The 23,083-nt window shown below is 45.8% G+C and carries 18 protein-coding genes and 1 tRNA gene; 7 read left to right on the forward strand and 12 right to left on the reverse strand.

Translation table 11 applies throughout. The annotated features are described in order from the left end of the window. The first annotated feature begins 41 nt into the window (after positions 1 to 41). Positions 42 to 1,493 (forward strand): IS1182 family transposase, encoded by a 1,452-nt coding sequence (locus PWYN_RS26930; RefSeq protein ID WP_052087777.1) that lies wholly within the window; start codon positions 42 to 44, stop codon positions 1,491 to 1,493. Between the two features lie 34 nt (positions 1,494 to 1,527). Here PWYN_RS26930 and PWYN_RS26935 read toward each other — a convergent pair whose 3' ends face one another. The 6 genes from PWYN_RS26935 to PWYN_RS26960 form a co-directional block, all read right to left on the reverse strand. After that, positions 1,528 to 1,722: a hypothetical protein gene (locus tag PWYN_RS26935; RefSeq protein WP_036658394.1), complete on the reverse strand. Its 195-nt coding sequence runs from the start codon at positions 1,720 to 1,722 to the stop codon at positions 1,528 to 1,530. Positions 1,723 to 1,891: 169 nt separating this feature from the next. Continuing rightward, positions 1,892 to 3,037 carry a flavodoxin-dependent (E)-4-hydroxy-3-methylbut-2-enyl-diphosphate synthase gene (gene ispG, locus PWYN_RS26940; protein ID WP_036659247.1) on the reverse strand — a complete coding sequence of 382 codons (1,146 nt, stop codon included), beginning with the start codon at positions 3,035 to 3,037 and terminating at the stop codon, positions 1,892 to 1,894. Positions 3,038 to 3,147: 110 nt separating this feature from the next. Further along, entirely contained in the window at positions 3,148 to 4,404 is a 1,257-nt protein-coding gene (gene clpX / locus PWYN_RS26945; RefSeq protein WP_036658396.1) for an ATP-dependent Clp protease ATP-binding subunit ClpX, read from the reverse strand. A gap of 12 nt (positions 4,405 to 4,416) precedes the next feature. Next, positions 4,417 to 5,007, reverse strand: coding sequence for an ATP-dependent Clp endopeptidase proteolytic subunit ClpP (gene clpP, locus PWYN_RS26950; protein ID WP_036658399.1), 591 nt, complete (start codon positions 5,005 to 5,007; stop codon positions 4,417 to 4,419). Positions 5,008 to 5,270: 263 nt separating this feature from the next. Then, complete coding sequence (gene tig / locus PWYN_RS26955) at positions 5,271 to 6,599, reverse strand: trigger factor (protein WP_036658401.1); 1,329 nt, start codon at positions 6,597 to 6,599, stop codon at positions 5,271 to 5,273. 137 nt (positions 6,600 to 6,736) lie between these two features. Beyond that, positions 6,737 to 7,621 (reverse strand): hypothetical protein, encoded by an 885-nt coding sequence (locus tag PWYN_RS26960; protein ID WP_084146955.1) that lies wholly within the window; start codon positions 7,619 to 7,621, stop codon positions 6,737 to 6,739. A gap of 180 nt (positions 7,622 to 7,801) precedes the next feature. Here PWYN_RS26960 and PWYN_RS26965 point away from each other — a divergent pair. Then, positions 7,802 to 7,875, forward strand: a tRNA-Arg gene (locus PWYN_RS26965). A gap of 530 nt (positions 7,876 to 8,405) precedes the next feature. Here PWYN_RS26965 and PWYN_RS26970 read toward each other — a convergent pair. Then, positions 8,406 to 10,265 carry a FapA family protein gene (locus PWYN_RS26970; protein ID WP_036658407.1) on the reverse strand — a complete coding sequence of 620 codons (1,860 nt, stop codon included), beginning with the start codon at positions 10,263 to 10,265 and terminating at the stop codon, positions 8,406 to 8,408. Between the two features lie 218 nt (positions 10,266 to 10,483). On the opposite strand from PWYN_RS26970, the gene PWYN_RS26975 reads away from it, so the two are divergent. The 3 genes from PWYN_RS26975 to PWYN_RS26985 are packed head-to-tail and all read left to right on the forward strand — an operon-like array spanning position 10,484 to position 13,869. Continuing rightward, positions 10,484 to 11,563 (forward strand): Fe(3+) ABC transporter substrate-binding protein, encoded by a 1,080-nt coding sequence (locus PWYN_RS26975; protein WP_157261268.1) that lies wholly within the window; start codon positions 10,484 to 10,486, stop codon positions 11,561 to 11,563. A 3-nt stretch (positions 11,564 to 11,566) separates the two neighbouring features. Continuing rightward, a complete protein-coding gene (locus PWYN_RS26980) occupies positions 11,567 to 13,216 on the forward strand; it encodes an ABC transporter permease (protein WP_036658412.1) in 1,650 nt (549 codons plus the stop codon). After that, positions 13,213 to 13,869 carry an ABC transporter ATP-binding protein gene (locus tag PWYN_RS26985; protein WP_036658414.1) on the forward strand — a complete coding sequence of 219 codons (657 nt, stop codon included), beginning with the start codon at positions 13,213 to 13,215 and terminating at the stop codon, positions 13,867 to 13,869. Before PWYN_RS26980 ends, PWYN_RS26985 begins: the two co-directional genes overlap by 4 nt. Before the next feature lie 34 nt (positions 13,870 to 13,903). Here PWYN_RS26985 and PWYN_RS26990 read toward each other — a convergent pair whose 3' ends face one another. Then, positions 13,904 to 14,596 (reverse strand): Crp/Fnr family transcriptional regulator, encoded by a 693-nt coding sequence (locus tag PWYN_RS26990; protein ID WP_052088441.1) that lies wholly within the window; start codon positions 14,594 to 14,596, stop codon positions 13,904 to 13,906. Positions 14,597 to 14,720: 124 nt separating this feature from the next. On the opposite strand from PWYN_RS26990, the gene hcp reads away from it, so the two are divergent. Together hcp and PWYN_RS27000 are read left to right on the forward strand one after the other, a co-directional pair. Beyond that, positions 14,721 to 16,376 (forward strand): hydroxylamine reductase, encoded by a 1,656-nt coding sequence (hcp, locus tag PWYN_RS26995; protein ID WP_036658416.1) that lies wholly within the window; start codon positions 14,721 to 14,723, stop codon positions 16,374 to 16,376. 482 nt (positions 16,377 to 16,858) lie between these two features. Next, positions 16,859 to 18,310, forward strand: coding sequence for an IS1182 family transposase (locus PWYN_RS27000; RefSeq protein ID WP_052087777.1), 1,452 nt, complete (start codon positions 16,859 to 16,861; stop codon positions 18,308 to 18,310). Between the two features lie 185 nt (positions 18,311 to 18,495). Here PWYN_RS27000 and pstA read toward each other — a convergent pair whose 3' ends face one another. The 4 genes from pstA to PWYN_RS27020 form a co-directional block, all read right to left on the reverse strand. Next, on the reverse strand, positions 18,496 to 19,386 hold the full coding sequence (gene pstA / locus PWYN_RS27005) for a phosphate ABC transporter permease PstA (RefSeq protein WP_036658419.1): 891 nt from the start codon (positions 19,384 to 19,386) through the stop codon (positions 18,496 to 18,498). Next, positions 19,383 to 20,333: a phosphate ABC transporter permease subunit PstC gene (gene pstC / locus PWYN_RS27010; RefSeq protein ID WP_036658423.1), complete on the reverse strand. Its 951-nt coding sequence runs from the start codon at positions 20,331 to 20,333 to the stop codon at positions 19,383 to 19,385. Before pstC ends, pstA begins: the two co-directional genes overlap by 4 nt. 94 nt (positions 20,334 to 20,427) lie before the next feature. After that, on the reverse strand, positions 20,428 to 21,288 hold the full coding sequence (locus PWYN_RS27015; RefSeq protein ID WP_036658425.1) for a phosphate ABC transporter substrate-binding protein: 861 nt from the start codon (positions 21,286 to 21,288) through the stop codon (positions 20,428 to 20,430). A gap of 70 nt (positions 21,289 to 21,358) precedes the next feature. Continuing rightward, positions 21,359 to 22,804, reverse strand: a complete 1,446-nt coding sequence (locus PWYN_RS27020) for a stalk domain-containing protein (protein ID WP_036658427.1) — start codon at positions 22,802 to 22,804, stop codon at positions 21,359 to 21,361. Positions 22,805 to 23,083 lie beyond the last annotated feature (279 nt).

Genomic DNA, 23,083 nt, shown 5'->3' on the forward strand with positions numbered 1-23,083 from the left:
TGGTATAATATAGATAACTTTGCTAGAAAGCGCGGTGTCTTATGTTAAACGAAAAAGATCAAGGGGATAGCGGAAAATATCAAATGGAGATGGTTTGTTTAGACCAGTTGGTTCCCTCCGATCACCTCCTTCGTTTGGTCGAAAAACATGTGGATTTTTCGTTCATTACCGAAAAGGTACGCCCTTATTATAGTGCAACCCAAGGAAGACCTTCGATTCCACCCATCCGTTTATTCAAAATGATGCTGATTGGCTACCTGTTTAACATTCGTTCCGAACGCATCCTTGAGCAGGACATTAACGTTAACCTTGCCTACCGGTGGTTTTTAGGCCTGGGCCTTAGTGAACCAGTTCCGGACCATTCCACGATTAGTTATAACCGGAATGGACGATTTCAGGGAACCGATGTCTTCCAGGAAATCTTCGACGAAGTGGTGCGGCTTGCCATTTCCCACCGCATGATTGCGGGGCGGCTCTTAATTACAGATTCGACGCACATCGAGGCGAATGCCAATAAAAATCGTTATACGCAGCAAATGACGAGTGAGTCCCCGCACGCCTATCTGCAAGAGTTGGAGACCGCAGTCCATGAAAGCCGCCGTGCTCACGGGAAAAAGCCATTAGCTCCTCCACGCGGGAAACGGGAGGAGGAGCCCAAAAAACTGAAAGTGAGCCTGACTGATCCAGAGAGCGGCTACATGAATCGTAAGAACAAACCGGAAGGATTCTTTTACTTAGACCACCGGACGGTTGACCACAAATACAATATGATTACCGATGTGTATGTGACGCCAGGCAATGTCAATGATTCAACCGTGTATATGGAGCGCTTAACCCGGCAACTGGAGACCTTTGGTTTTCGAGACACCCTCGAAGCCATAGCCTTGGATTCCGGATACATGGTGCCCCATATTTGCAAACAAACGACGCCATGGATGACTGTAATTGCCGAGCGGAAACCACCCAGCAAACCCGGCTTTCTCACGAAAGAAGACTTTACCTATGATGCGAAAAAGGATGTATACGTATGTCCATTAGGACAACCACTCACGTACCGAACGACGAACCGACAAGGCTACAACGAGTATATATCATCCAAGGGGCACTGCGCGGCTTGCCCGAAAGTCACTCAATGTACTGAAAACTCCAAGCACCAGCGTACGATTCAGCGGCATGTATGGGAAGACTTCAAAGAGAAAGTACACCAAAACCGGAAAAGTCCCGAAGGCGAGAAAATCTACAAATACCGCGCTCAAACCATTGAGCGTAGCTTTGCTGATGCCAAAAATCTCCACGGGTACCGTCGATGCCGAATGCGGGGCAAAGCCAAGATGCAGGAACAGGCATTGATGACGGCCATTGCACAGAATCTGAAGAAAATGGCCCGTCACTTAGCAAAGATGGAGGCCTATGCTTTTCATTTGTGTATGAAAAAGAGTAACCTTCACTACTTTAACCGTCATTTGGGTTTCCGCATGATATTTGCAGCTTGAAAGTTTGCTTTCTCAACAGTCTGAAAAGATACATCTATTTTACTGATGCATCCGGAAAATAAGCCGAAATCCGCCAATATAGAGGACAAATCCCCTCTATTGCTGTCAGCTCAACCGATGTGCTCAACCAATGTTCCCACCCGACATGCTTATCATGCCAACAAACCCGATCATGCCGATCATGCCGATCATGCCCATTATGCTCATCATGCCCACCATACCTGATCATACCAATCATCCCCAATAGTCTAGTTACATTCCGCACCAGCTCATACCGCACCTTTCATATCTTAGCCCCTATTCATACTAAAAAACGCCCCAACATACCACCGGATAAACCGAGGTGTGTTGGGACGTTCTTCGTCACTTAAACCTATTTATAATTGCATTAATTATATTTAAATACCATTACTTGATTTTCCAACTTGTACTGGAGGTGCCAAATTAGCATGACTGCGGCCCGGAATCTCACCTGTAGCTTCATAGGCAACGACGATGGCATCAATTTCCTTTTTCAACTCACTCACTAGTTCTGCTTCTGGTACTTTCCGAATCATCTCTCCGTAGCGGAACAGCATTCCTTCACCACGCGCCCCTGCAATGCCGATATCGGCCTCACGAGCTTCACCGGGTCCGTTAACCGCACAACCTAATACGGATACCTTGATCGGCACCTTAAGCTTGGAAATGTACTCCTCAACTTCATTAGCTATGGAGAACAGATCGATATCCAGACGTCCACAAGTAGGGCAGGATATTAGCGTTGCCGCATTGGAGATGAGTCCAAATGTCTTCAAGAGTTCCCGTGCCACCTTAACTTCCTCTACAGGATCGGCACTTAGTGAAATACGTACAGTGCTGCCGATGCCCATGGACAGAAGAGCTCCAATTCCTGCAGAACTCTTAACCGTACCTGCAAAAAGAGTACCGGACTCCGTGATTCCGAGGTGAAGCGGGTAAGGAATAACCTGAGCAGCTTGACGGTAGGCTTCAATAGCCATTGGAACATCAGATGCCTTCAAAGAAACGATGATATCATGGAAATCCAATTCTTCCAGGATGCCAATATGATACAGAGCGCTTTCGACCATAGCCTCCGGTGTAGGGTAACCGTACTTCTCAAGCAAATGGTTCTCCAATGAACCGGCATTTACACCGATACGGATTGGAATACCCTTAGCCTTACAAGCATTCACTACGGCTTCAACCTTCTCACGACGGCCGATATTCCCAGGATTAATACGAACCTTGTCAATCCCGTTCTCTATGGAAAGCAGGGCCAATTTATAGTTGAAGTGGATATCCGCTACAAGAGGAATGTGTATCCGCTTCTTAATTTCCTTAATTGCAGCAGCTGCCTCTTCATTGTTCACGGTCACCCGTACTAACTGACAACCTGCTTCTTCCAGCCGCAGGATCTCGGCAACCGTTGCCTCGACATCTGCTGTTTTGGTTGTACACATGCTTTGAATGGCAACCTCGTTGTTTCCCCCAATAATGACGCCGCCAACATTGACGGGACGTGTCTGGTGTCTCAAGAACATGGTTTTCTCCCCCATAACGCCAAAGCTCCACCCCTTCGCTCCCGCTGTTTAGGACGGGATATGCGGAAGAAAGGTGGAGTCTATGACATGTATTGTTAAGGATCGCCGGCTTACGCGCTTTCCTCTTGTTTCTTATCTTTCTTCGTGCTCAGCTCAGGCAAGGCTTTCTCCTGAACGACTTTTTCTGTGATTACACAATCCTTGATATCATCGCGTGAGGGAACCTCATACATCACATCAAGCATAATGCTCTCGATAATTGCGCGTAATCCGCGAGCTCCTGTGTTGCGCTTGATCGCTTCCTTCGCAATCGCGTCAAGTGCCAGCGGCTCGAATTTCAGCGTTACATTATCCATCTCCAGCAGCTTGATATACTGCTTCACAAGCGCGTTCTTCGGCTCGGAGAGAATACGTACCAACGTCTTCTCATCCAGCGGCTCCAGAGTGGAGATGATCGGCAGGCGGCCAACAAATTCAGGAATAAGTCCAAATTTGAGCAGATCCTCCGGTAATACCATGGATAGGTATTCGCCGGTTTTCAGATCCTTTTGACCTTCAACAGCGGAGTTAAAACCAATCACCTTTTTACCAATACGGCGCTTGATCATTTGCTCCAGTCCGTCAAAAGCTCCACCTACGATAAACAAGATGTTCGTCGTATCGATCTGAATAAATTCCTGATGAGGATGCTTACGTCCACCTTGCGGAGGAACAGAAGCAACAGTTCCTTCCAGAATCTTCAGCAATGCTTGCTGTACACCTTCACCCGATACATCCCGAGTAATAGATGGATTCTCCGATTTACGCGCTACTTTATCGATCTCATCAATATAGATAATACCGCGTTCAGCTTTCTCTACATCGTAATCCGCCGCTTGAATCAGCTTCAGAAGAATATTCTCAACATCCTCACCGACATAACCTGCTTCCGTCAAGGACGTAGCGTCTGCTATGGCAAAAGGAACGTTAATAATCTTAGCCATGGTCTGCGCCAAGAGAGTTTTACCTGAACCTGTTGGACCGAGCAGAAGGATATTACTCTTCGTCAGCTCAACATCTTCGATTTTGCTCTGGCTGTTCACCCGTTTGTAGTGGTTGTATACCGCCACGGAGAGTGATTTCTTTGCTTGATCTTGACCAATAACGTATTGGTCCAAAATATCACGGATTTCCTTTGGTTTCGGAATATCCTTCATGTCTAGCTCTTCTTCATGACCGAGCTCTTCCTCAACGATTTCTGTACAAAGTTCGATACATTCATCGCATATATAAACGCCTGGTCCCGCTACAAGCTTGCGAACCTGTTCTTGTGATTTACCGCAGAAGGAGCACTTAAGCTGCCCTTTTTCATCATTAAATTTAAACATCTAACCACCCCTTTAAGATTTGATCGGTGAAGTGAGAACCTGGTCAATAAGGCCGTAAGCCTTCGCTTCTTCCGCGCTCATGAAATTATCGCGGTCTGTATCCCGTTCGATTTTGTCAAGGGGCTGACCTGTGCGTTCTACATAAATCTGATTCAACTTCTGTTTAGTCTTGATGATCCAGTCGGTATGAATCAAAATATCGGACGCTTGACCCTGAACGCCACCTAGCGGCTGGTGAATCATGACTTCGCTGTTCGTAAGAGCAAACCGTTTCCCCGGCGCTCCGGCAGTCAACAGAAGCGATCCCATACTTGCTGCCATCCCCACACAAATCGTGGAAACATCCGGTTTAATATATTGCATCGTATCATATATACCCATACCGGCTGTTACAGAACCACCGGGTGAGTTGAGGTACAAGTGAATGTCCTTTTCGGGGTCGTCTGCTGCCAAGAACAACAATTGAGCGATGACCAGATTGGCGACATCATCGTCAATCGCACTGCTCAGAAAGATGATGCGATCCTTCAGCAATCTGGAATAGATATCGTACGAGCGTTCTCCCCGACTTGTGGTTTCCACAACCATTGGTACCAGACTCATGCCACCAACCTCTTTTCTATACAAAGATAGTCTTTCCTTTTCAAAAATATTTTAACACGTTCAAAGCCCTATGTCATTTTTTCACTTTACAGCGTAATTATATCCCGAAAGTCAGCCATTCATAACAATACGCTATGTAATTCCTAGAATTACTTTACCCTTAGATTATAAAAAAATAAGGCACGTAACAATATACGTGCCTTATCGACTGTATATGGAGACCCATAAAGGCCACTCTAGTTAAACACTGATATTAATTAAAATTACTCGGCACTAACTTCAGCTGCAGCTTCTTCAACCGCTTCAACTTCCTTGCTGTTTGCTACAAGGAATTCGATTGTCTTACGAAGGGAAATATCCTCATTCAAGCTGCCAATGGAACCATTAGCTGTTAGAATGCTACGGATTTCTTCAGGAGTGCGTTTGTAAGCTTCAGCCATAGTAGCCAATTCCTGAGTAATTTCTTCTTCGGAAACTTCGATGTTTTCGGTCTTAGCGATAACTTCCAGTACCAAGTTGTTGCGAACGCGTTTCTCAGCATCGCCTTTCATTTGGGTCTGCAAGTCTTCACGAGTTTGACCTGAGAAGCTAAGGAACATATCCATGTTCATGCCTTGTTGACGCAGGCGGTTATCGAAATCGCGAACCATGTTTTGTACTTCGCTTTCGATCATAGATTCAGGAATTTCAATTTCTGCATTTTCAGACGCTTTATCAACTACAGCATTCTCGCGAACACCTTTCAGCTCATCCTGTTTACGGGATTCAAGCTGTTGTTTCAGGTCTGCTTTGTATTCTTCCAAAGTGTCGAATTCACTAACGTCTTTAGCGAATTCATCATCAAGAGCTGGAAGTTGTTTGCGTTTGATCTCATGCAGTTTCACTTTGAACACAGCTACTTTACCTGCAAGATTCTCAGCGTGGTAAGTTTCTGGGAAAGTTACTTCAATGTCCTTAAGATCGCCAACACCCATACCAATAACCTGCTCTTCGAAGCCAGGAATGAAGGAGTTGCTGCCAAGCTCAAGTGAATGACGCTCAGCTTGTCCGCCTTCGAATGGTACTCCGTCAACAGATCCGTCAAAGTCAATAACAGTGATATCGCCGTTTGCAGCTACTTCATCTTCAATAACAACAAGCTCAGCGTGACGCTCTTGCAGACGAGTAAGTTCAGCAGTCAATTCTTCTTCAGTTACTTCAGCTTTTTGTACAGGAACTTCAAGTCCTTTGTACTCGCCCAATTTAACTTCAGGCTTAACAGTTACTTTAGCTTTGAAAATAAACGGTTGGCCTTTAGCAAACTGCTCAACATCAACTTCAGGACGGTCTACTGGGAAGATATCTGTTTCGTCGATAGCTTCACCGTATGCTTCAGGAAGTAGGATGTCAATTGCATCTTGATACAAGCTTTCTACACCAAAACGGGATTCAAAAATAGCCCGCGGCACTTTGCCTTTACGGAATCCAGGTACGTTTGCTTTCTTAACTACTTTATTAAAAGCTTTGTCGAGTGCTGCAGTTACACGTTCAACTTCGACTTCGACTTCAAGAACACCAAGGTTCTTCTCTATTTTCTCCCAAGTTGCTTTCATAATATACTTTCCCCTCCAAGATAGGTTCACATGTTTCAATCAAATAATCCTCGCACAGAATAACCATTATATTATATACAAAATTACTTTTTTAATCAAGTAGTGTTGCTTTTACGCTATTCTCCGAACTTCAAATCCTACAATTCAGCCTTCACGAAGGCCTTAAGAGAGCGATAGGCTTGCTCAAATTGAAACCTCATAGTATCCGTAATCCCGTACATATTCCGAGTTTCTTCTTCATTCCGGGTACCGTTCAGACTCTCAGAGATGATCTGGTGCAAGGCCCCGGCCCATATATCGAGAAGTACATCCTCCCCTGACATTAGAGAGCGATAATCGGCAGTGCCATAAATCGACATGATGAACTGGCCCCAAAGCTCTTGTGCAAAATAGTATATAGTAGGCTCATGCACTTCCGCCTGCTGGGCCACTCTTTCCAGCACCTGAACGACCTGAGGCGGGAAGTCGTCACTCTGCAGCGGTATATCATCTATCTCAATAACGGAGGTCTCCAGTCCACGAACCAGCTTAACAGCACCTTCTACTCCACGGCGTCGCAGCGTCTGCATTGTTCGGAATTGCAGTAATGGATGTACCTTGCCTGTCTGCAGCCAAGCGATCAGCGCTTCATCCACTCCTTCTCCCTGAACATAAGAGAGCTGTTCCAGAGCCAAAACAGTACCCTCCGCCAGAGGCTCGTTCATAATTTTCAGCAACAGCTTATTCGGGTAGTCCGGATCGTCCGCCTGCTTCGACTGAGCCAAAATTCGGGCCATATCCTCTTCGCCGAGGTCTTCTTCATGTCCGTAAGGGGACCCGTCTGAGTCTCCATGCTGTGCAGCATAAGGGAAGGCGGTCTCCAACCATTCGAGCAGTGACTGCCATTCCTCATAATAATGTTCTTCCTGTCCTTGGCATTGCAGTAAAAAACGTAGGAGCTCCATCGCTTCCCCGTAGCGTTCACTCTCCAGCATTATCGTCAATTGGATCTGATAATAATCCAACGTTTTCGGAAACAGCACGATATTATCTTTGGCGGGGGAATTCGAATTCTTAATGAGGGCACCTCCTTGAAATCATCCGGTTCTTCTTGGATCCATTGTGATTATAGCATACCCTTTTCGGATTCTTAAAAAAACAGGTTGTAAAAGTTATTTATGTATGATAAAATAAATTTTGCTTGCTTTTCAGCTTTCTATCATGTCCCGGTAGCTCAGCCGGATAGAGCATGCGCCTTCTAAGCGCACGGTCGGGGGTTCGAATCCCTTCCGGGACGTCAATCTAAGTCCTTCCTTCGGGAAGGATTTTTTATATTTTAACCACTTTGTCCCTATTTAAGCTCCAATAGCTTCTTTTTTGTACCTTTAGTATCCTTACTTTTTTAGCTCCTGTACTTCCTCCTGTACTTCCTTTACCCATTCGGGAAACGACTTAACTGTACTTTGTGCAACTAAACTTCTCTTTTTTCACCAATTCAGCCTAATAGATGTATTCAGTACAACTAAATCCACTGATTTATGCCAAAAGCGCTCATTATCCCTATTATAGTTGCATAAAGTACACTTACATACAAAGGATGACTCCATCCGTTTAAAATAATCGCACAAAGTACACTTATTTACTTACTATCTACATTTACTCCCTTATCTACTTAACCAACTGAGCCGGGATAACGCACCCTAGTCAATAAGAGGAATCTAATTTGTCAAAAAAAGACCCGAACACTTATGCTGCTAATGTTCGGGTCTTTTGAGCAAGCGAAATTACTCCTACTTCAACTAATTTTCAACTCAGATCTTTGCCATCTCAGATCTTCGCCATCTTCCGTATCGTATCACTGTCAAACACCATATTCTCGACCGGCTCTGTAATATCTGCGGAATAACGGTCAATGGTGATCTTGCCCAAATACATTTTGCGTATAGTAACGCTTCGTTTCGCTTTCAGATAAGATTGAGCGCCGCTCTCTCCGCCTACAAGGTAGGCTGAAATCGTACCGCCTGCCTCTAACCGGGAACCCCGGCATACAGAAGCCGGACTAAGAAAAGTAATATTGCCCGATGAGAACAGATCACTCTGCACAATTCCGTCTTTATGAATAATAATATCTCCGTTTGATTTAATGGTTGTGTTCTGGGATTTACCCATATTAACCTCAACCTTCGTCTCCTGCATCCGGGCCACTCCTGAGTGCAGCTGTACAAGTGAATTAATAAATCCGCTCAGAGATGATTCATTCAGGAAGTCAACAAGCTGTATCGGATTCAAGAATACATTCAAAAAATGCGTGATTTGCTCAAGATCGTGGTGAAACGATGCCTGAACATGAGTGAGTACTGTCAGCAGTTCCCGAATCACCTGCGTGATTTTTTTGAACTTACTCTCCAGCAGGAGCAGCACAGCCTGTCCATATTTGACGGATTGTTTGCGGTTCTCCACAGCTTGTGTCAGTAGGCCTGCAGCTTTCTGCAGAACCTTCACCTCTTCAATGAGGAATTGAGAGCTAATATAAATACGGTTGTACATCACACCGAAGTAGCCAGAATACAGCTTGCTGTTAGCCACGTTTCCTCTGATAAGAATACTGCCGGTTGCGGTAATCGTAGAGTTGTGAACATTCCCAGCTATATATACATTTCCTAGTGATTCTATAATCATATTATCTTCCACGTTGCCCCGGACAATAACATCTCCTGAAAAGAGAATATTCCCTGTTTTGATATTAACGTTGCCTGGTACGGTGTATGAGGTACAAATGTCAAAATACTTGATCTTATCACCGGTCATCCGCGGTCTGCCCTCACGAAGTGCACGTATTTCGTTATTAGCAAGGAGCACCGTCTGATCCTTAGCGATCACTATAATGTCCGTTGGCTGTTGAGGATATAATATCTCCCCATGAACATCATAACCGGGGATGCCCTCAACCACAGGAATCTTGCGTGCAATCACTTCCCCTCTTACAACAGAAGGAATTCGAAGATGACTGCGGTAATCGACCTGCCCCCCGATTTCATTGAATTCACTATCAATGATATTCTCTGCAAAAAACAATTCCATTCGCGCGTTCTCACCCGGCACAGCGGCTCTCCCGTTGGCGACAGGAATGGGCTGATAGCTCGGATTTTGCAGTTCAGCATGAATTCCGGAGATATTGAGATTCTGGGTGATTGATTTTTTCTCAAAATCAGAAATCACCTTGTTCAAGGTTAGATGTCCAACCTCTACTTCTGTATTCATTGTTGCTGTGATCTCCAGCCAGGATACCGCATAATGATCGTTCAGATTCCAGGCATATCTCTTAGGTGAATACAAGGTGAAAAACGCTAACAGCTTGTCCTCCGAAATCGTTATCCCGTAGAGCGGCGGCTCCGAAATTTCCCATTCAATGGTATCTTCAGATGTAACCTCGGTTGGACTTGTTATTTTTACTCCGTTGACCTGAATTACCACCGGCAGCACCCCGGAAATGACCGCAGGACTGCCCCCTGGAAGAGGATCTTGAACAAATATTTTATCGGCACGAACGAGCAAACGTCCGTCAGAATCATCCACTAATTGTGTCTCACTTAGAAAAATATCCGGATGGTTATCATTACTTGATGACTCCCATTCAAGCATATTAATAAGCTGATTCAAATCTTTTTCCGACATCCGGTCAGGCATTAATCCGCCTCCATTTTTGTTGATATTTTAGACCGCTTTGTATAGAAGTTATTTATAGTCACTATACCAAATCAAACGTTCATAGTGTAAGTTAATTGGGAAGTTATTTGGATGGTTTGGGTATTTTTATTGTTGACAAGAATTTAGGGAGCCTATATGATTCAAATTAATTAATCTTTAATTGAGAATAATAATCATTATCTATGAGGAGTGTTGACGTGAACTACCGTACATTATTTGCCCCGCTACTAACCACCGTATTGACTGCTGGATTGTTAGCAGGTTGCGGAACAGACAAAGCAAAAGAGACCAACAACACGAATGCAGGTAATGTCGAAACGAAAGAACAGATTGTAAATATTTATTCAGCTAGAAGTTATGATGTAGATAAGCTGCTCTACGAACAATTCACTAAAGAGACAGGAATTAAGGTGAACATTGTGGACGGCAAAGCTGAAGAATTGATCGAACGCCTCAAACGTGAAGGGGAAAGCACCGAAGCTGATCTTTTCTTAACCGTAGATGGCGGTGTGCTGAATAATGCCAAACAAGCTGAGATACTACAGCCTGTATCCTCAGAGACCATAGAACAAAATGTACCTAAGCAACTGCGTGATTCGGAAAACCAATGGATCGGCCTCTCTACCCGGGCCCGTGTTATCGTGTACTCCAAAGACCGTGTAAAACCTGAACAGCTGTCTACGTATGAGGATTTGACCAGTGCAGCGTGGAAAGGAAAAATTCTAGTTCGTCCTTCCTCCAGTTTGTATAATCAGTCCCTCCTCTCTTCATTTATTGAACTGAATGGCCCCGAAAAAGCCGAGGAATGGTCAAAAGGGTTCGTAGCGAATCTGGCTCGCACACCGGAAGGTAATGACCGCGATCAAGCCAAAGCTATTGTTGCCGGCGTTGGGGATGTAGCTTTAATGAATACCTACTATGTGGGATTGTTGATGAATTCCAAGGACACGGAAGAGGTAAAAGTTGGCGAAAGTATCGGTGTCTTTTTCCCGAATCAGGAGACTACAGGCACTCATATTAACGTTAGCGGTGCCGGAGTTACAAAGCATAGCAAGAATAAGGATAATGCGGTTAAGCTGATCGAATTCCTGACAGGTGTCGAAGCTCAGAACATGGTTACCAAAGAAAACTTTGAATTCCCGGTGAATGCTAAGGCTGAAATTCCCGAGCTTCTGAAATCATGGGGCACCTTCAAAACCCAACAAATCGATCTGGGTAAACTGGGCGAGCACAATGCTGCAGCACTGGAAATCATGAACAAAACGGGTTGGAAATAATCCATGCCTTTTAAAAACGTGAGGGTTCAAATCAAGAGAAAACTTAACGGCTGGCGAATCGTCAGCCTCATGGGGGCAGCAGCTATTTTGCTGCCTATTTTGTTAGTATTCCTCTCTATCTTCGACGCACCGAATGATAACTGGCTGCAAATCAAACGTTATTTGATCAAAGACTACATGGTTCAGACGTTATGGCTGACTCTTTTAACCGGATTATTAACCACCTTTCTAGGTGTGTCACTGGCTTGGCTGGTGGCCGTGTTCGATTTTCCGGGGAAGCGGTTTTTCAGATGGGCTCTCGTATTGCCGCTTGCCATACCTCCTTACATTGCCGCCTATACGTACAGCACGATGTTCAGCTATACCGGTATCATTCAGAAGACGCTCCGTAATCAATGGGGAATCCTCCCGAACCAAGATTGGATTACGCTTTCTTCGATGCGCGGCGCGGTGATCATCTTCACCCTTTTCCTATTTCCTTATGTATACCTGATTACAAGAGCCTATTTTGAAAAGCAAAGCGCTTCTTACATTGAAAATGCCCGTCTGCTCGGGCGGAGACCCATATCCATTTTTCTTCGGGTCGCACTGCCCTTATCCCGTCCTGCTATCGCCGGGGGTGTGAGTCTGGTGGTGTTCGAAGTACTAAGCGACTACGGTGTGACCAATTATTTCGGATTGCATACCATCTCTACCGCCATTTTTCAGACATGGTTTGGCATGTACGATGTCGAATCCGCTATGCGACTGGCGGCTTGGTTGATGATGATCGTTGTAGGTCTATTCATCTTAGAGAGATTTCTGCGCAGTCACAGGGCTTACAGCTCCACTACCAGTAAATCCAAACCCCTTACTCCGAGACGTCTCAACGGACTGCCGAAATGGTCGGCCTCCATCGTCTGTTTCAGCATCTGGAGTTTTTCTTTTTTGATTCCGCTCGTTCAACTGATGGTTTGGGCTTCATGGACATTTGAAACGGTTTGGAAAGCTGATTTCTTCTCTTATCTTACTCGAACCCTATACGTAGCCGCCCTTTCCACTTGTATTATTATGGTCTTCTCCCTTATTGTCGGAGCTGTTAATCGGTCGCGTTCCACCTTTTCCTATATGTTATCCAAAGGGATTACCGCCGGGTATTCGGTACCTGGTGCGATTATTGCCATCGGTGTTTTGTCTTTGTTCCTTCAATTGGATCGCGGCTTATCGTCTGTGTACCATGGGATTGGGTTCGGAGGTACGCCTGTCGTTCTGAGTCTTACTGCTGTAATGCTCGTATCGGGGTATGTAATCCGGTTCATGGCTACGGGGTATAATGCGGTTGATACAGGTTTTGAGAGAGTTGGACGGAAATATTCAGAGGCCTCACGGATTTTGGGAATGGGCATGACAAGAACTTTTTTCAGGATCGATTTCCCTCTGATTAAAGGTGCGGTCATTAGCGGATTTATCCTCACCTTTGTAGAAATATGCAAGGAGCTTCCGTTGGCTCTATTGCTAAGACCCTTCAATTTCGACACACTCGCTACCAAAACGTATCAGTATGCCAGTAATGAACAAATCTATGAGGCTTCGATTCCATCGCTATTAATTATCGGAATCAGCTTCACCTCGGTCTATATCCTTCAATATTTGGACAGGAGTGAAAAACGATGAGTATTCTAGAGATCCGAAATCTTTCATTCTCATATAGCCGGCGTCAGTCCCCGGTAATCGAACGGCTTTCTTTTACCATGGAGAAGGGTGAAATTATCGGCGTTCTTGGGGCAAGCGGAAACGGAAAAAGCACGCTGCTGCGCTTGATTGCGGGTCTGGAGGTTCCTTCTGAAGGTGAGATACTCATTAGTGGAAACAAAGTGGTTGATCATAAAACATTCATTCAACCCGAACGTCGCGGGGTGGGGATGGTATTTCAGGATTACGCCTTGTTCCCCCATATGAATGTCCGAAAAAATATCGAATTCGGCCTGCACCGCACCCCCCGGGAAGAACGGAGTAAGCGTCTAATAGAGATGCTTGAGCTTGTGCATCTGAGTGAATTCCAGGAGCGGTATCCCCATGAGTTAAGCGGAGGGCAGCAGCAGCGGGTAGCCCTTGCCCGGGCGTTGGCGCCAAAGCCTGCGGTTCTGTTAATGGATGAGCCCTTCAGCAATCTGGATACAGATCTCAGGGAGTCCATTCGAAACGAATTGAGTAAAATTCTGCGTAAGGAAGAGATGAGCTGCCTGTTTGTCACCCACGATCAACAGGATGTCGATGCCATCAGCGATCGATCTATTCGATTAGAGCCGGAGAAGCAGCTGATATAGAATGATTAGGCTAACCGATAATTACTGGTTGGCCTTATTTGCGCTTGAATTTCTCCAGCAGGTCTTCCATACCTTCCCGGTTTAGAAGAGTGAACTCGCTGCCTTTGAAGTCAATCCAGCCGTTGTCGCGGAGGAAGGCGAGTTCTCGGGACAGTGAAGGGCGGGCGGTATTAAGCAGTTCGGCCCATACCTTTCGACTAAAGGGCAGCTTGAGGGTATTTGAGCTCTGCTGATCGGCTTGCTTAAGTAAATAAAATACAATACGTTTGCGTAGTGATCCGACTGACAGAATTTCAATGTTCTGATTGACCATCACCAGACGCTCCGATAAATTTTCCATATAAGAGGACAACATGTCCGTATCAGCAGCGAACAGGCGCAGTAGCTCTTGCTTGCTGATAAACATGACGCAACAGTTGCCCGGAGCAATTATGGTTGCCGGGTAGACATTTTCCTTACGGAATATAACAGCTTCCCCGAAGGTCTGGCCTCTTCCCAGCCGGGCAATGGTTACATTATTGCCGTTAGAGTGGTTCTTCTGAACTTCTACTTGCCCAGAGAGAATGATCCCGATATGGTCAGCCGTTTCGCCTTCGTTCACGATATGCTCTTTTTTACGGAGGGGTTTAACGGTATAGATCATGGTCTGAAGCATAGCCGATATATCATCGACACTTTTGCCGCGAAATAGCAGACAGGACTGCAGAACAGCTGGATCCGGCTTCATAGTTCCCCTCCAAAATATAGATTCGGTAACATCCGTTACCGATTGTTAGACGACAGTCTACTACAATTAGTAGAAACTGTAAAGGAAGCAGATGCTTCCCTAACTTTGAAGGAGCGAACCCAATATGAGCAGCATGTTTTGTTATCAATGTCAGGAAGCCGCCAAAGGTACGGGCTGTACCATTCAAGGAGTCTGTGGCAAAACAAGTGATGTCGCTAACCTGCAGGATCTTCTGCTATACACTCTGAAGGGCATCTCCGTCTTTGCTGTAAAAGGCAGAGAGCTGGGGCTAAGAAATGCAGCTTCTGAGAAATTCATTATTGAGAGTATGTTTGCTACCATAACTAACGCCAACTTTGACCGTGATGGTTTTATTGCCAGAGTAAGAGAAGGGGTTGCACTGCGGGATCAGTGGAAAACCCAACTGAGCAGTTTGGAAGTTACCATTCCCCTCTCTAACCATGATGCCGCTCTTTGGGTACCTGGAACCGAAGTAGAAATCGATGAAAAAGCGGCTTCCGTTGGCGTTCTATCCACGGCCAATGAAGATATCCGCTCTCTTCGGGAGCTGTTAACTTACGGTCTGAAAGGGATGGCTGCTTATATGGAGCATGCCGCTGTCCTCAGCTACCGCGAGGACAATGTTCAGGCTTTTATGGAGAGAGGACTTGCGGCCACTCTGAATGAGGATCTGACATCTGAGGAGCTGATAGCTCTTGTTATGGAATGCGGCAAGTTCGGAGTTGACGTTATGGCGCTGCTGGACCGGGCAAATACTTCAACCTACGGAAATCCAGAGATTACAAAAGTAAATATCGGTGTAGGTACCCGTCCGGGCATTCTAATCAGCGGCCATGACTTGAAGGATATGGAGGAGCTGCTTAGACAGACGGAAGGAACGGGTGTTGATGTGTATACCCACAGCGAGATGCTGCCGGCGCACTATTATCCAGCCTTCAAAAAATATAGCCATTTTGTAGGCAACTACGGCAATGCCTGGTGGAAACAGCCTGAGGAATTTGCAAGCTTCAACGGGCCTATTCTGATGACTACGAACTGTATTGTGCCTCCGAAAGACAGCTATAAGGACCGCCTCTACACCACAGGGCATACAGGATATCCTGGAGTGATGCATATTCCGGCCGGTGTGGAAGATAAGGCGAAGGATTTCTCGGCAATTATTGAACAAGCAAAGACCTGCCCTTCCCCTACTGAAATTGAAACCGGTGAAATCATTGGCGGGTTTGCTCATGCAGCTGTTATGGGAGTCGCGGATCAAGTCGTAGAAGCCGTTCAAACGGGTGCCATTAAACAATTCTTCGTAATGGCAGGCTGTGATGGAAGAATGAAGAGCAGAGATTATTATACTGACTTTGCCACTGCATTACCTGAGGATACCGTTATCCTGACTGCAGGCTGTGCAAAATACAAATACAACAAGCTGAATCTGGGAGATATCGGCGGCATTCCACGTGTGCTTGACGCCGGTCAGTGCAACGACTCTTATTCTTTAGTTGTCATTGCATTGAAGCTTAAGGAAGTCTTCGGACTTGACGATATTAATGACCTCCCTATTTCGTACAATATTGCTTGGTACGAGCAAAAAGCGGTCATTGTTCTGTTGGCACTGCTATATCTGGGCGTGAAAAATATTCACCTAGGCCCGACGCTCCCAGCCTTCTTATCTCCGAACGTAGCTAATGTGCTGATTGAGAATTTCGGCATTGGCGGCATTACTACCGTAGATGAAGATATGGAAAAATTCATGGCTATGGTTTAGTAGTCAGCTTCCTTGCACTAAAAATCAGGGGTGTCCCAACAGTCATGGAAATGGCTGTCGGGACACCCCTCTGTTTATATCAAGATCGGAGTCGAACGATTTTATCGATTTCGTGGTAGCGTCAAGAAGTTTGTGTAAGAAAGAGAGTAGGAAGTATCTCCCCAGCTATCCGCGACAATTAAGGCAAATCGCCTACCTACATGGGTTTCAATCTATATAGTTGCACAACATACACTTATATTTCTCACTTAGCACACTTTGGGGTGTTTAATTGCACTTTATACACTTATTTTTGGGTATTCCGGGGTTTAACCGGCCTATTCGTGTTTTTAGTTGCACAAAGTACATCTATCTATCCATCCGAGCGCTAAAAGCTAGAAATAAGTGTATAAAATCAGACTGTTGAGAAAGTCCGAATTTCAACACGACACCGCGTTAATTTGGTATAATATAGATAACTTTGCTAGAAAGCGCGGTGTCTTATGTTAAACGAAAAAGATCAAGGGGATAGCGGAAAATATCAAATGGAGATGGTTTGTTTAGACCAGTTGGTTCCCTCCGATCACCTCCTTCGTTTGGTCGAAAAACATGTGGATTTTTCGTTCATTACCGAAAAGGTACGCCCTTATTATAGTGCAACCCAAGGAAGACCTTCGATTCCACCCATCCGTTTATTCAAAATGATGCTGATTGGCTACCTGTTTAACATTCGTTCCGAACGCATCCTTGAGCAGGACATTAACGTTAACCTTGCCTACCGGTGGTTTTTAGGCCTGGGCCTTAGTGAACCAGTTCCGGACCATTCCACGATTAGTTATAACCGGAATGGACGATTTCAGGGAACCGATGTCTTCCAGGAAATCTTCGACGAAGTGGTGCGGCTTGCCATTTCCCACCGCATGATTGCGGGGCGGCTCTTAATTACAGATTCGACGCACATCGAGGCGAATGCCAATAAAAATCGTTATACGCAGCAAATGACGAGTGAGTCCCCGCACGCCTATCTGCAAGAGTTGGAGACCGCAGTCCATGAAAGCCGCCGTGCTCACGGGAAAAAGCCATTAGCTCCTCCACGCGGGAAACGGGAGGAGGAGCCCAAAAAACTGAAAGTGAGCCTGACTGATCCAGAGAGCGGCTACATGAATCGTAAGAACAAACCGGAAGGATTCTTTTACTTAGACCACCGGACGGTTGACCACAAATACAATATGATTACCGATGTGTATGTGACGCCAGGCAATGTCAATGATTCAACCGTGTATATGGAGCGCTTAACCCGGCAACTGGAGACCTTTGGTTTTCGAGACACCCTCGAAGCCATAGCCTTGGATTCCGGATACATGGTGCCCCATATTTGCAAACAAACGACGCCATGGATGACTGTAATTGCCGAGCGGAAACCACCCAGCAAACCCGGCTTTCTCACGAAAGAAGACTTTACCTATGATGCGAAAAAGGATGTATACGTATGTCCATTAGGACAACCACTCACGTACCGAACGACGAACCGACAAGGCTACAACGAGTATATATCATCCAAGGGGCACTGCGCGGCTTGCCCGAAAGTCACTCAATGTACTGAAAACTCCAAGCACCAGCGTACGATTCAGCGGCATGTATGGGAAGACTTCAAAGAGAAAGTACACCAAAACCGGAAAAGTCCCGAAGGCGAGAAAATCTACAAATACCGCGCTCAAACCATTGAGCGTAGCTTTGCTGATGCCAAAAATCTCCACGGGTACCGTCGATGCCGAATGCGGGGCAAAGCCAAGATGCAGGAACAGGCATTGATGACGGCCATTGCACAGAATCTGAAGAAAATGGCCCGTCACTTAGCAAAGATGGAGGCCTATGCTTTTCATTTGTGTATGAAAAAGAGTAACCTTCACTACTTTAACCGTCATTTGGGTTTCCGCATGATATTTGCAGCTTGAAAGTTTGCTTTCTCAACAGTCTGATAAAATACACCTATTTCTCGGACTACCTCCGGGTTTTCGGTAGCGTCAAGAAGTGTTTCCGGAAATGTTCAGCACATTAGGATTAACGTTGCTGCGTTTAAGAGACGCCTCCATGCAAACCCGTTGGAAGTCATTGATCGGATTGAATTCACTTCAGAATCCTACTTACGGGAAAGTCCCTGACGGCGTTTGCCAAACCACAAGGGAAAGCGGAAAGCAAGATTGATTAATAGAACAACGATTACGAGCACTGCTGCAGACTTGTCGGCGATTTGCCGAGCGTCTTCAACGATGGCCTCGGATTGCACATACCATAGATGTACAGCCAGTGTCTCTCCCGGTGAGAACAAGCTAAAGTCCCACATCTCACCCGAGGTGCTTAATCCGGCTGTCAAAATAATGACCGCAGACTCCCCGAACGCACGGCCAGCCACGAGGCAAACGCCCGTAATAATAGCCGGGATCGCCACAGGTAGCACCACTCTGCGAATGACATGGAATTGTGTCGTGCCCAGCGCATATCCGGCTTCCCGAAGTTCACCTGGAACTGTACGAACCGCTTCCTCAGTCACACGGGCCAGCATCGGCAGATTAAGCAGTGCTAGACTGACACCTCCGCCGAGTATAGTCAGACCTACATCGAAGTATTCAGCAAATATGGCTAACCCCAACATCCCAAACACAATAGAAGGAACCGATGACAAGGCTTCGACAGCCATCCGAAGTGCACTGGTGAACCCATTATCAGGTGCATATTCAGCCATATAAATACCGGCTCCGATTCCGAGAGGTACAGAAACTATTAACGAAATAAAGAGGATATAGAACGAGTTGAACAATACAGGTCCGATGCCTCCGCCTGCATCTATTTCTTCAGGCTGCTTGAACAGAAAGTCAGGTCTTAGACCGGGTAGCCCTTTGCCCAGGATGGTGAACAGCAGCCAGAAAATAAGCAGCATCACCAAAGCCCCAAGACCATATAAAGCGATGGTTGCAAGCTTGTCGCGTCTTTGCGCACGCGCAGTATGGCGGGTTCGTGTAAAACTGCTCATGCCTGATCCCTCCGTTTTCTACCCAGGATTCGAATGACGAGTATAAGTACAAAAGAAATCAGAAGGAGTAGGAACGCCATCATATGCAGTGCATAGTTCCATGTAGAATCATATTCTACGTTGGAAATCTGCATTACAATGTTGCTGGTTAATACCGAGGTAGGCGAGAATAAGCTCTTCGCCAGCTGTGGCGTATTTCCAATTACCATAACTACAGCCATCGTCTCTCCTACGGCACGAGTCATGCCCAGAATAACTGCGGATACCACGCCCCGGCTTGCCGCGGGCAAGACAACACGCGAAATCACCTGTAGACGAGTAGAGCCAAGCGCATATGCGGCATCCCTGTATTTACGCGGTACCGCAACGATAGCATCATCACTGATCCGCGTGATTGTCGGTAGAACCATTAATGCCAGCACAAGCGCTGCCGCCAGAAGACCGTCACCCAGACTTTCTCCGCTGACTCTGCGCAGAAAGGGCAAAAGGACAGTCAAGCCCAGGTATCCGTATACTATAGAAGGAATCCCTACGAGCAGATCCAGAATCGGGCGGATAAAGGATGTCATCCACTTAGGAGCAATCTCCGCATTGAGTACGGCCATTCCTACAGAGATTGGAACTGCGATCAGCAGTGTAAGCGCGGTGAGCGACAATGTATTTACGATGAAGGCTGCGGCTCCAAAAGCGTCTTCTTCCGGTGTCCAGTTAAACGAGAGGAAAAAATCTGCCGGAGAGATTTGCCCGAAGAGAAGCAGCGCCGTTTTGCCAATAAAAATAAATACAAGACCGAGTACAAAGCAAAGCGCTAATATACTAAATAAAAAATAATACTTAAAAAAAACATTGCTTAACCTATGCCTTTTATGGCGTCTTTGGGCTGAACTATCTTGCTTACTACTGCTGTCCATTCTTGTGGTAGCCAGGTTGTGTACTGGAGCCCCCATACCTTTCCCTCCCGTAAGCAGCCAATCCCATGATGATATCCGGGACTGGCTGCTGATGCCGTTCATTATGTTTACAAAATGAAGCTAGTTTATTTTATTTCATTGCGGAAATTGGAATGAACTTCAACTTTTTCAGGGAACCCTGTTGGAATTTCTTGCTTTGCACATAACTGATGAATTCTTTGGTAGCGCCTGTAGGTTGACCTTTGGTCATGTAGTAGCCGTAAGCCCAAATCTTGTAAGAGCCATTGATTACATTATCCGTGGAAGCCGTGACACCGTTATACTTAACCGCTTTGATATCCCCGCCGGTAACATAGACAAGGTCGATATATCCAATAGCGTTCGGAGTGGTTCCTACTGCCGTTTTCATATCACCGCTAGAACCTGTTTCTTTATAGTTCTTCTCTTTCTTAACGATGTCGCCGCCGGACAGAGCTTTCGCTTGATAGTTCACGCGTGTACCTGAACCAAAAGAGCGAGTGATAACTACGATATCCGCATCCGAACCGCCGACTTCCTTCCAGTTCGTGATTTTACCGGAGTAAATTCCTTTAAGCTGTTCAGTTGTGAGATTGTCTACACCCACATTCTTGTTCACGATTGTAGCAAAAGGAATGACCGCTACTTTGTTCGCCACTTGTCCTTCAAAGGCTTTGAAACCCGGAACATCCATACTTGCGTCCCAATCGCATGCTCCGATGTCGGCAATCCCTTTTTTCACAGCTTGCGGTCCTGTTACGGAACCTTTACCGGAAGCAGCAATTTTCACTTTAGGATGAAGCTTCTGGAATTCCTTGGCGGCTTGAAGGGTTAAAGGCAATAATGCCGTGGAGCCGTTGACTGTGATTTTACCTTTTAATGAATCCGCCGCCGCTGCTGCCCCTGCAAAAGATGCTGTTACCGCAATTACTGCTGTTAGCGCTGTGACTGTGAATTTTTTAAAAACCTTCATATGTTGTTTCTCCTCTCGGCTTTTCGCCGTTAAATTAGATTTTGGTATACCGTTTTACTGACTCCAGTGGTTATCTTGTAAGCTGCGATGCTTTCGCATTTTGAATGACTAGGATTTTGCCTTCAACAATGATTGCGAGCTTGCTACCATCGACCGATACGGCGATTTCAGTTACATCCTTAGTAGTGCTGTAGAGTTCAGTTTTTGCTCCTGCAGCAGTTATAGAGTAGATATGTGTACTTCCATCCACCGCTACACCCGCCACCACTAGACCATTGCCTACTTTTGCCGACCAATAAACCTCAATATCAAGAGCGATATCAGAGAGTGTAGCATCCGCTTTTACCAATTTCAGCTTATTGAGTTCAGTTCCATCCGGATCAGCACTCAAGAATACGATGCTCCCATCGGCCAAAATTTCAGGATAAAGCTTGTTATCCGGGGTAGTTGTCAGGGCAACCGGCTTCGCATCCTTGATACCAATCTCCAGCTTGAACAGTTGCTCGCCTGCTTTACTGTAGTCAACGGTGAGGGAATCCTCAGTACTGTCGGCATCATTCTTCGCAACGCCAGTCACATTCACAATATAAATGGCCCGCTTCTCGTCTGCGGAAATGCGGAGTTCTGATTTGTTCTCCACTTTATCTGCTAAGACTTCCGTAACCACACCGGTCTCTACGGAGATTTGGGAGATCTTCTCTTGCTTATCTCCTTGGATAAAGTAAATCTTCTTGCCGTCTAGTGACCAGATCAGATCCGTCTTTACTGTAGTGTCCGTGCCGAGCTTCTTAATGAGCCCGCTGGTCAGATCTATCAAATTCAATTGACCTGTCTCATCGTTAAAAGCGCCCCAGCGTTGGTCGGCGGATACTGAAAAGTCAGTTGCACCCGCATTAGAAGTGAAGAGATCATATTTACCTGGATTGGTATTGAATTTGAGGATTTGAGTAGATTCTGCATCACTTTTATTGGCAATAATGCTTCCATCCGAATTCCAATGCAGAGAATCAAATTCCCCGGATGGTCGTGCCGAGCTCAAAATGGAGTTGGGACTCACCTGCAACTCGCCGCCCAATCCGTTCACAAGCTTCGTAAGTTCCACATAGGTTTTTCCTTTATAAACTATAGGAGCTACTGTAAAAGTGAATGGCGCTCCATCCAGTTGGTAGCTCTTCGATCCTGTTTTTAATTGAATAGTATGTAGGCCTCTGCTGTCATTCAGCGCAATCCCGCCTGCACCTTGCACAAATGTAGCTCCCAAGGCACCTGCCACCTGACTCAGGGAATACAGCTTATAACCACTGCTATCGATGGTATTGAAAATAACCGGGGTTCCATTTACAGTCCATGCAGTTGTACCCTCTTTAACCTTACTTACGGCCGAAACAGCTGGTTTAACGTTGTTAGCTGAAATTTTTCCGCTATTACTTGCACTTGCTGCTGAGACACTCCCGGAGGCTGCGGTAACAAGAAGTGCCGATGCCAGAGCTGAGCTTAACCATTTACTGTTTGTCAAATTATTCACCCTTTTCATGTAGGTAACTGCTAATGTAATTCTCGTCTACAATTGTCAATTGCGTTGCAGAGGAATGTTATGGAAATATTAATTTTTGTGCAACAAGCCGCTACGGGTTCGGAGGGTTCTTGCGATCGCTGTTAAAGCCCGATTTCTGGATTGTAAAGTGAATTAAAGGTTGAAATCGGGCTTTAAAGGCAAACACTGCCGTTTCTCCAGAATCCCTCCGACTCTCCGCTCTGTTCGCTCATATATTATGTAAAATTATTTCGTGCTTAA

The sequence above is a fragment of the Paenibacillus wynnii genome (genome assembly GCF_000757885.1).
GTDB classification, from domain to species: Bacteria; Bacillota; Bacilli; order Paenibacillales; family Paenibacillaceae; genus Paenibacillus_AQ; species Paenibacillus_AQ wynnii.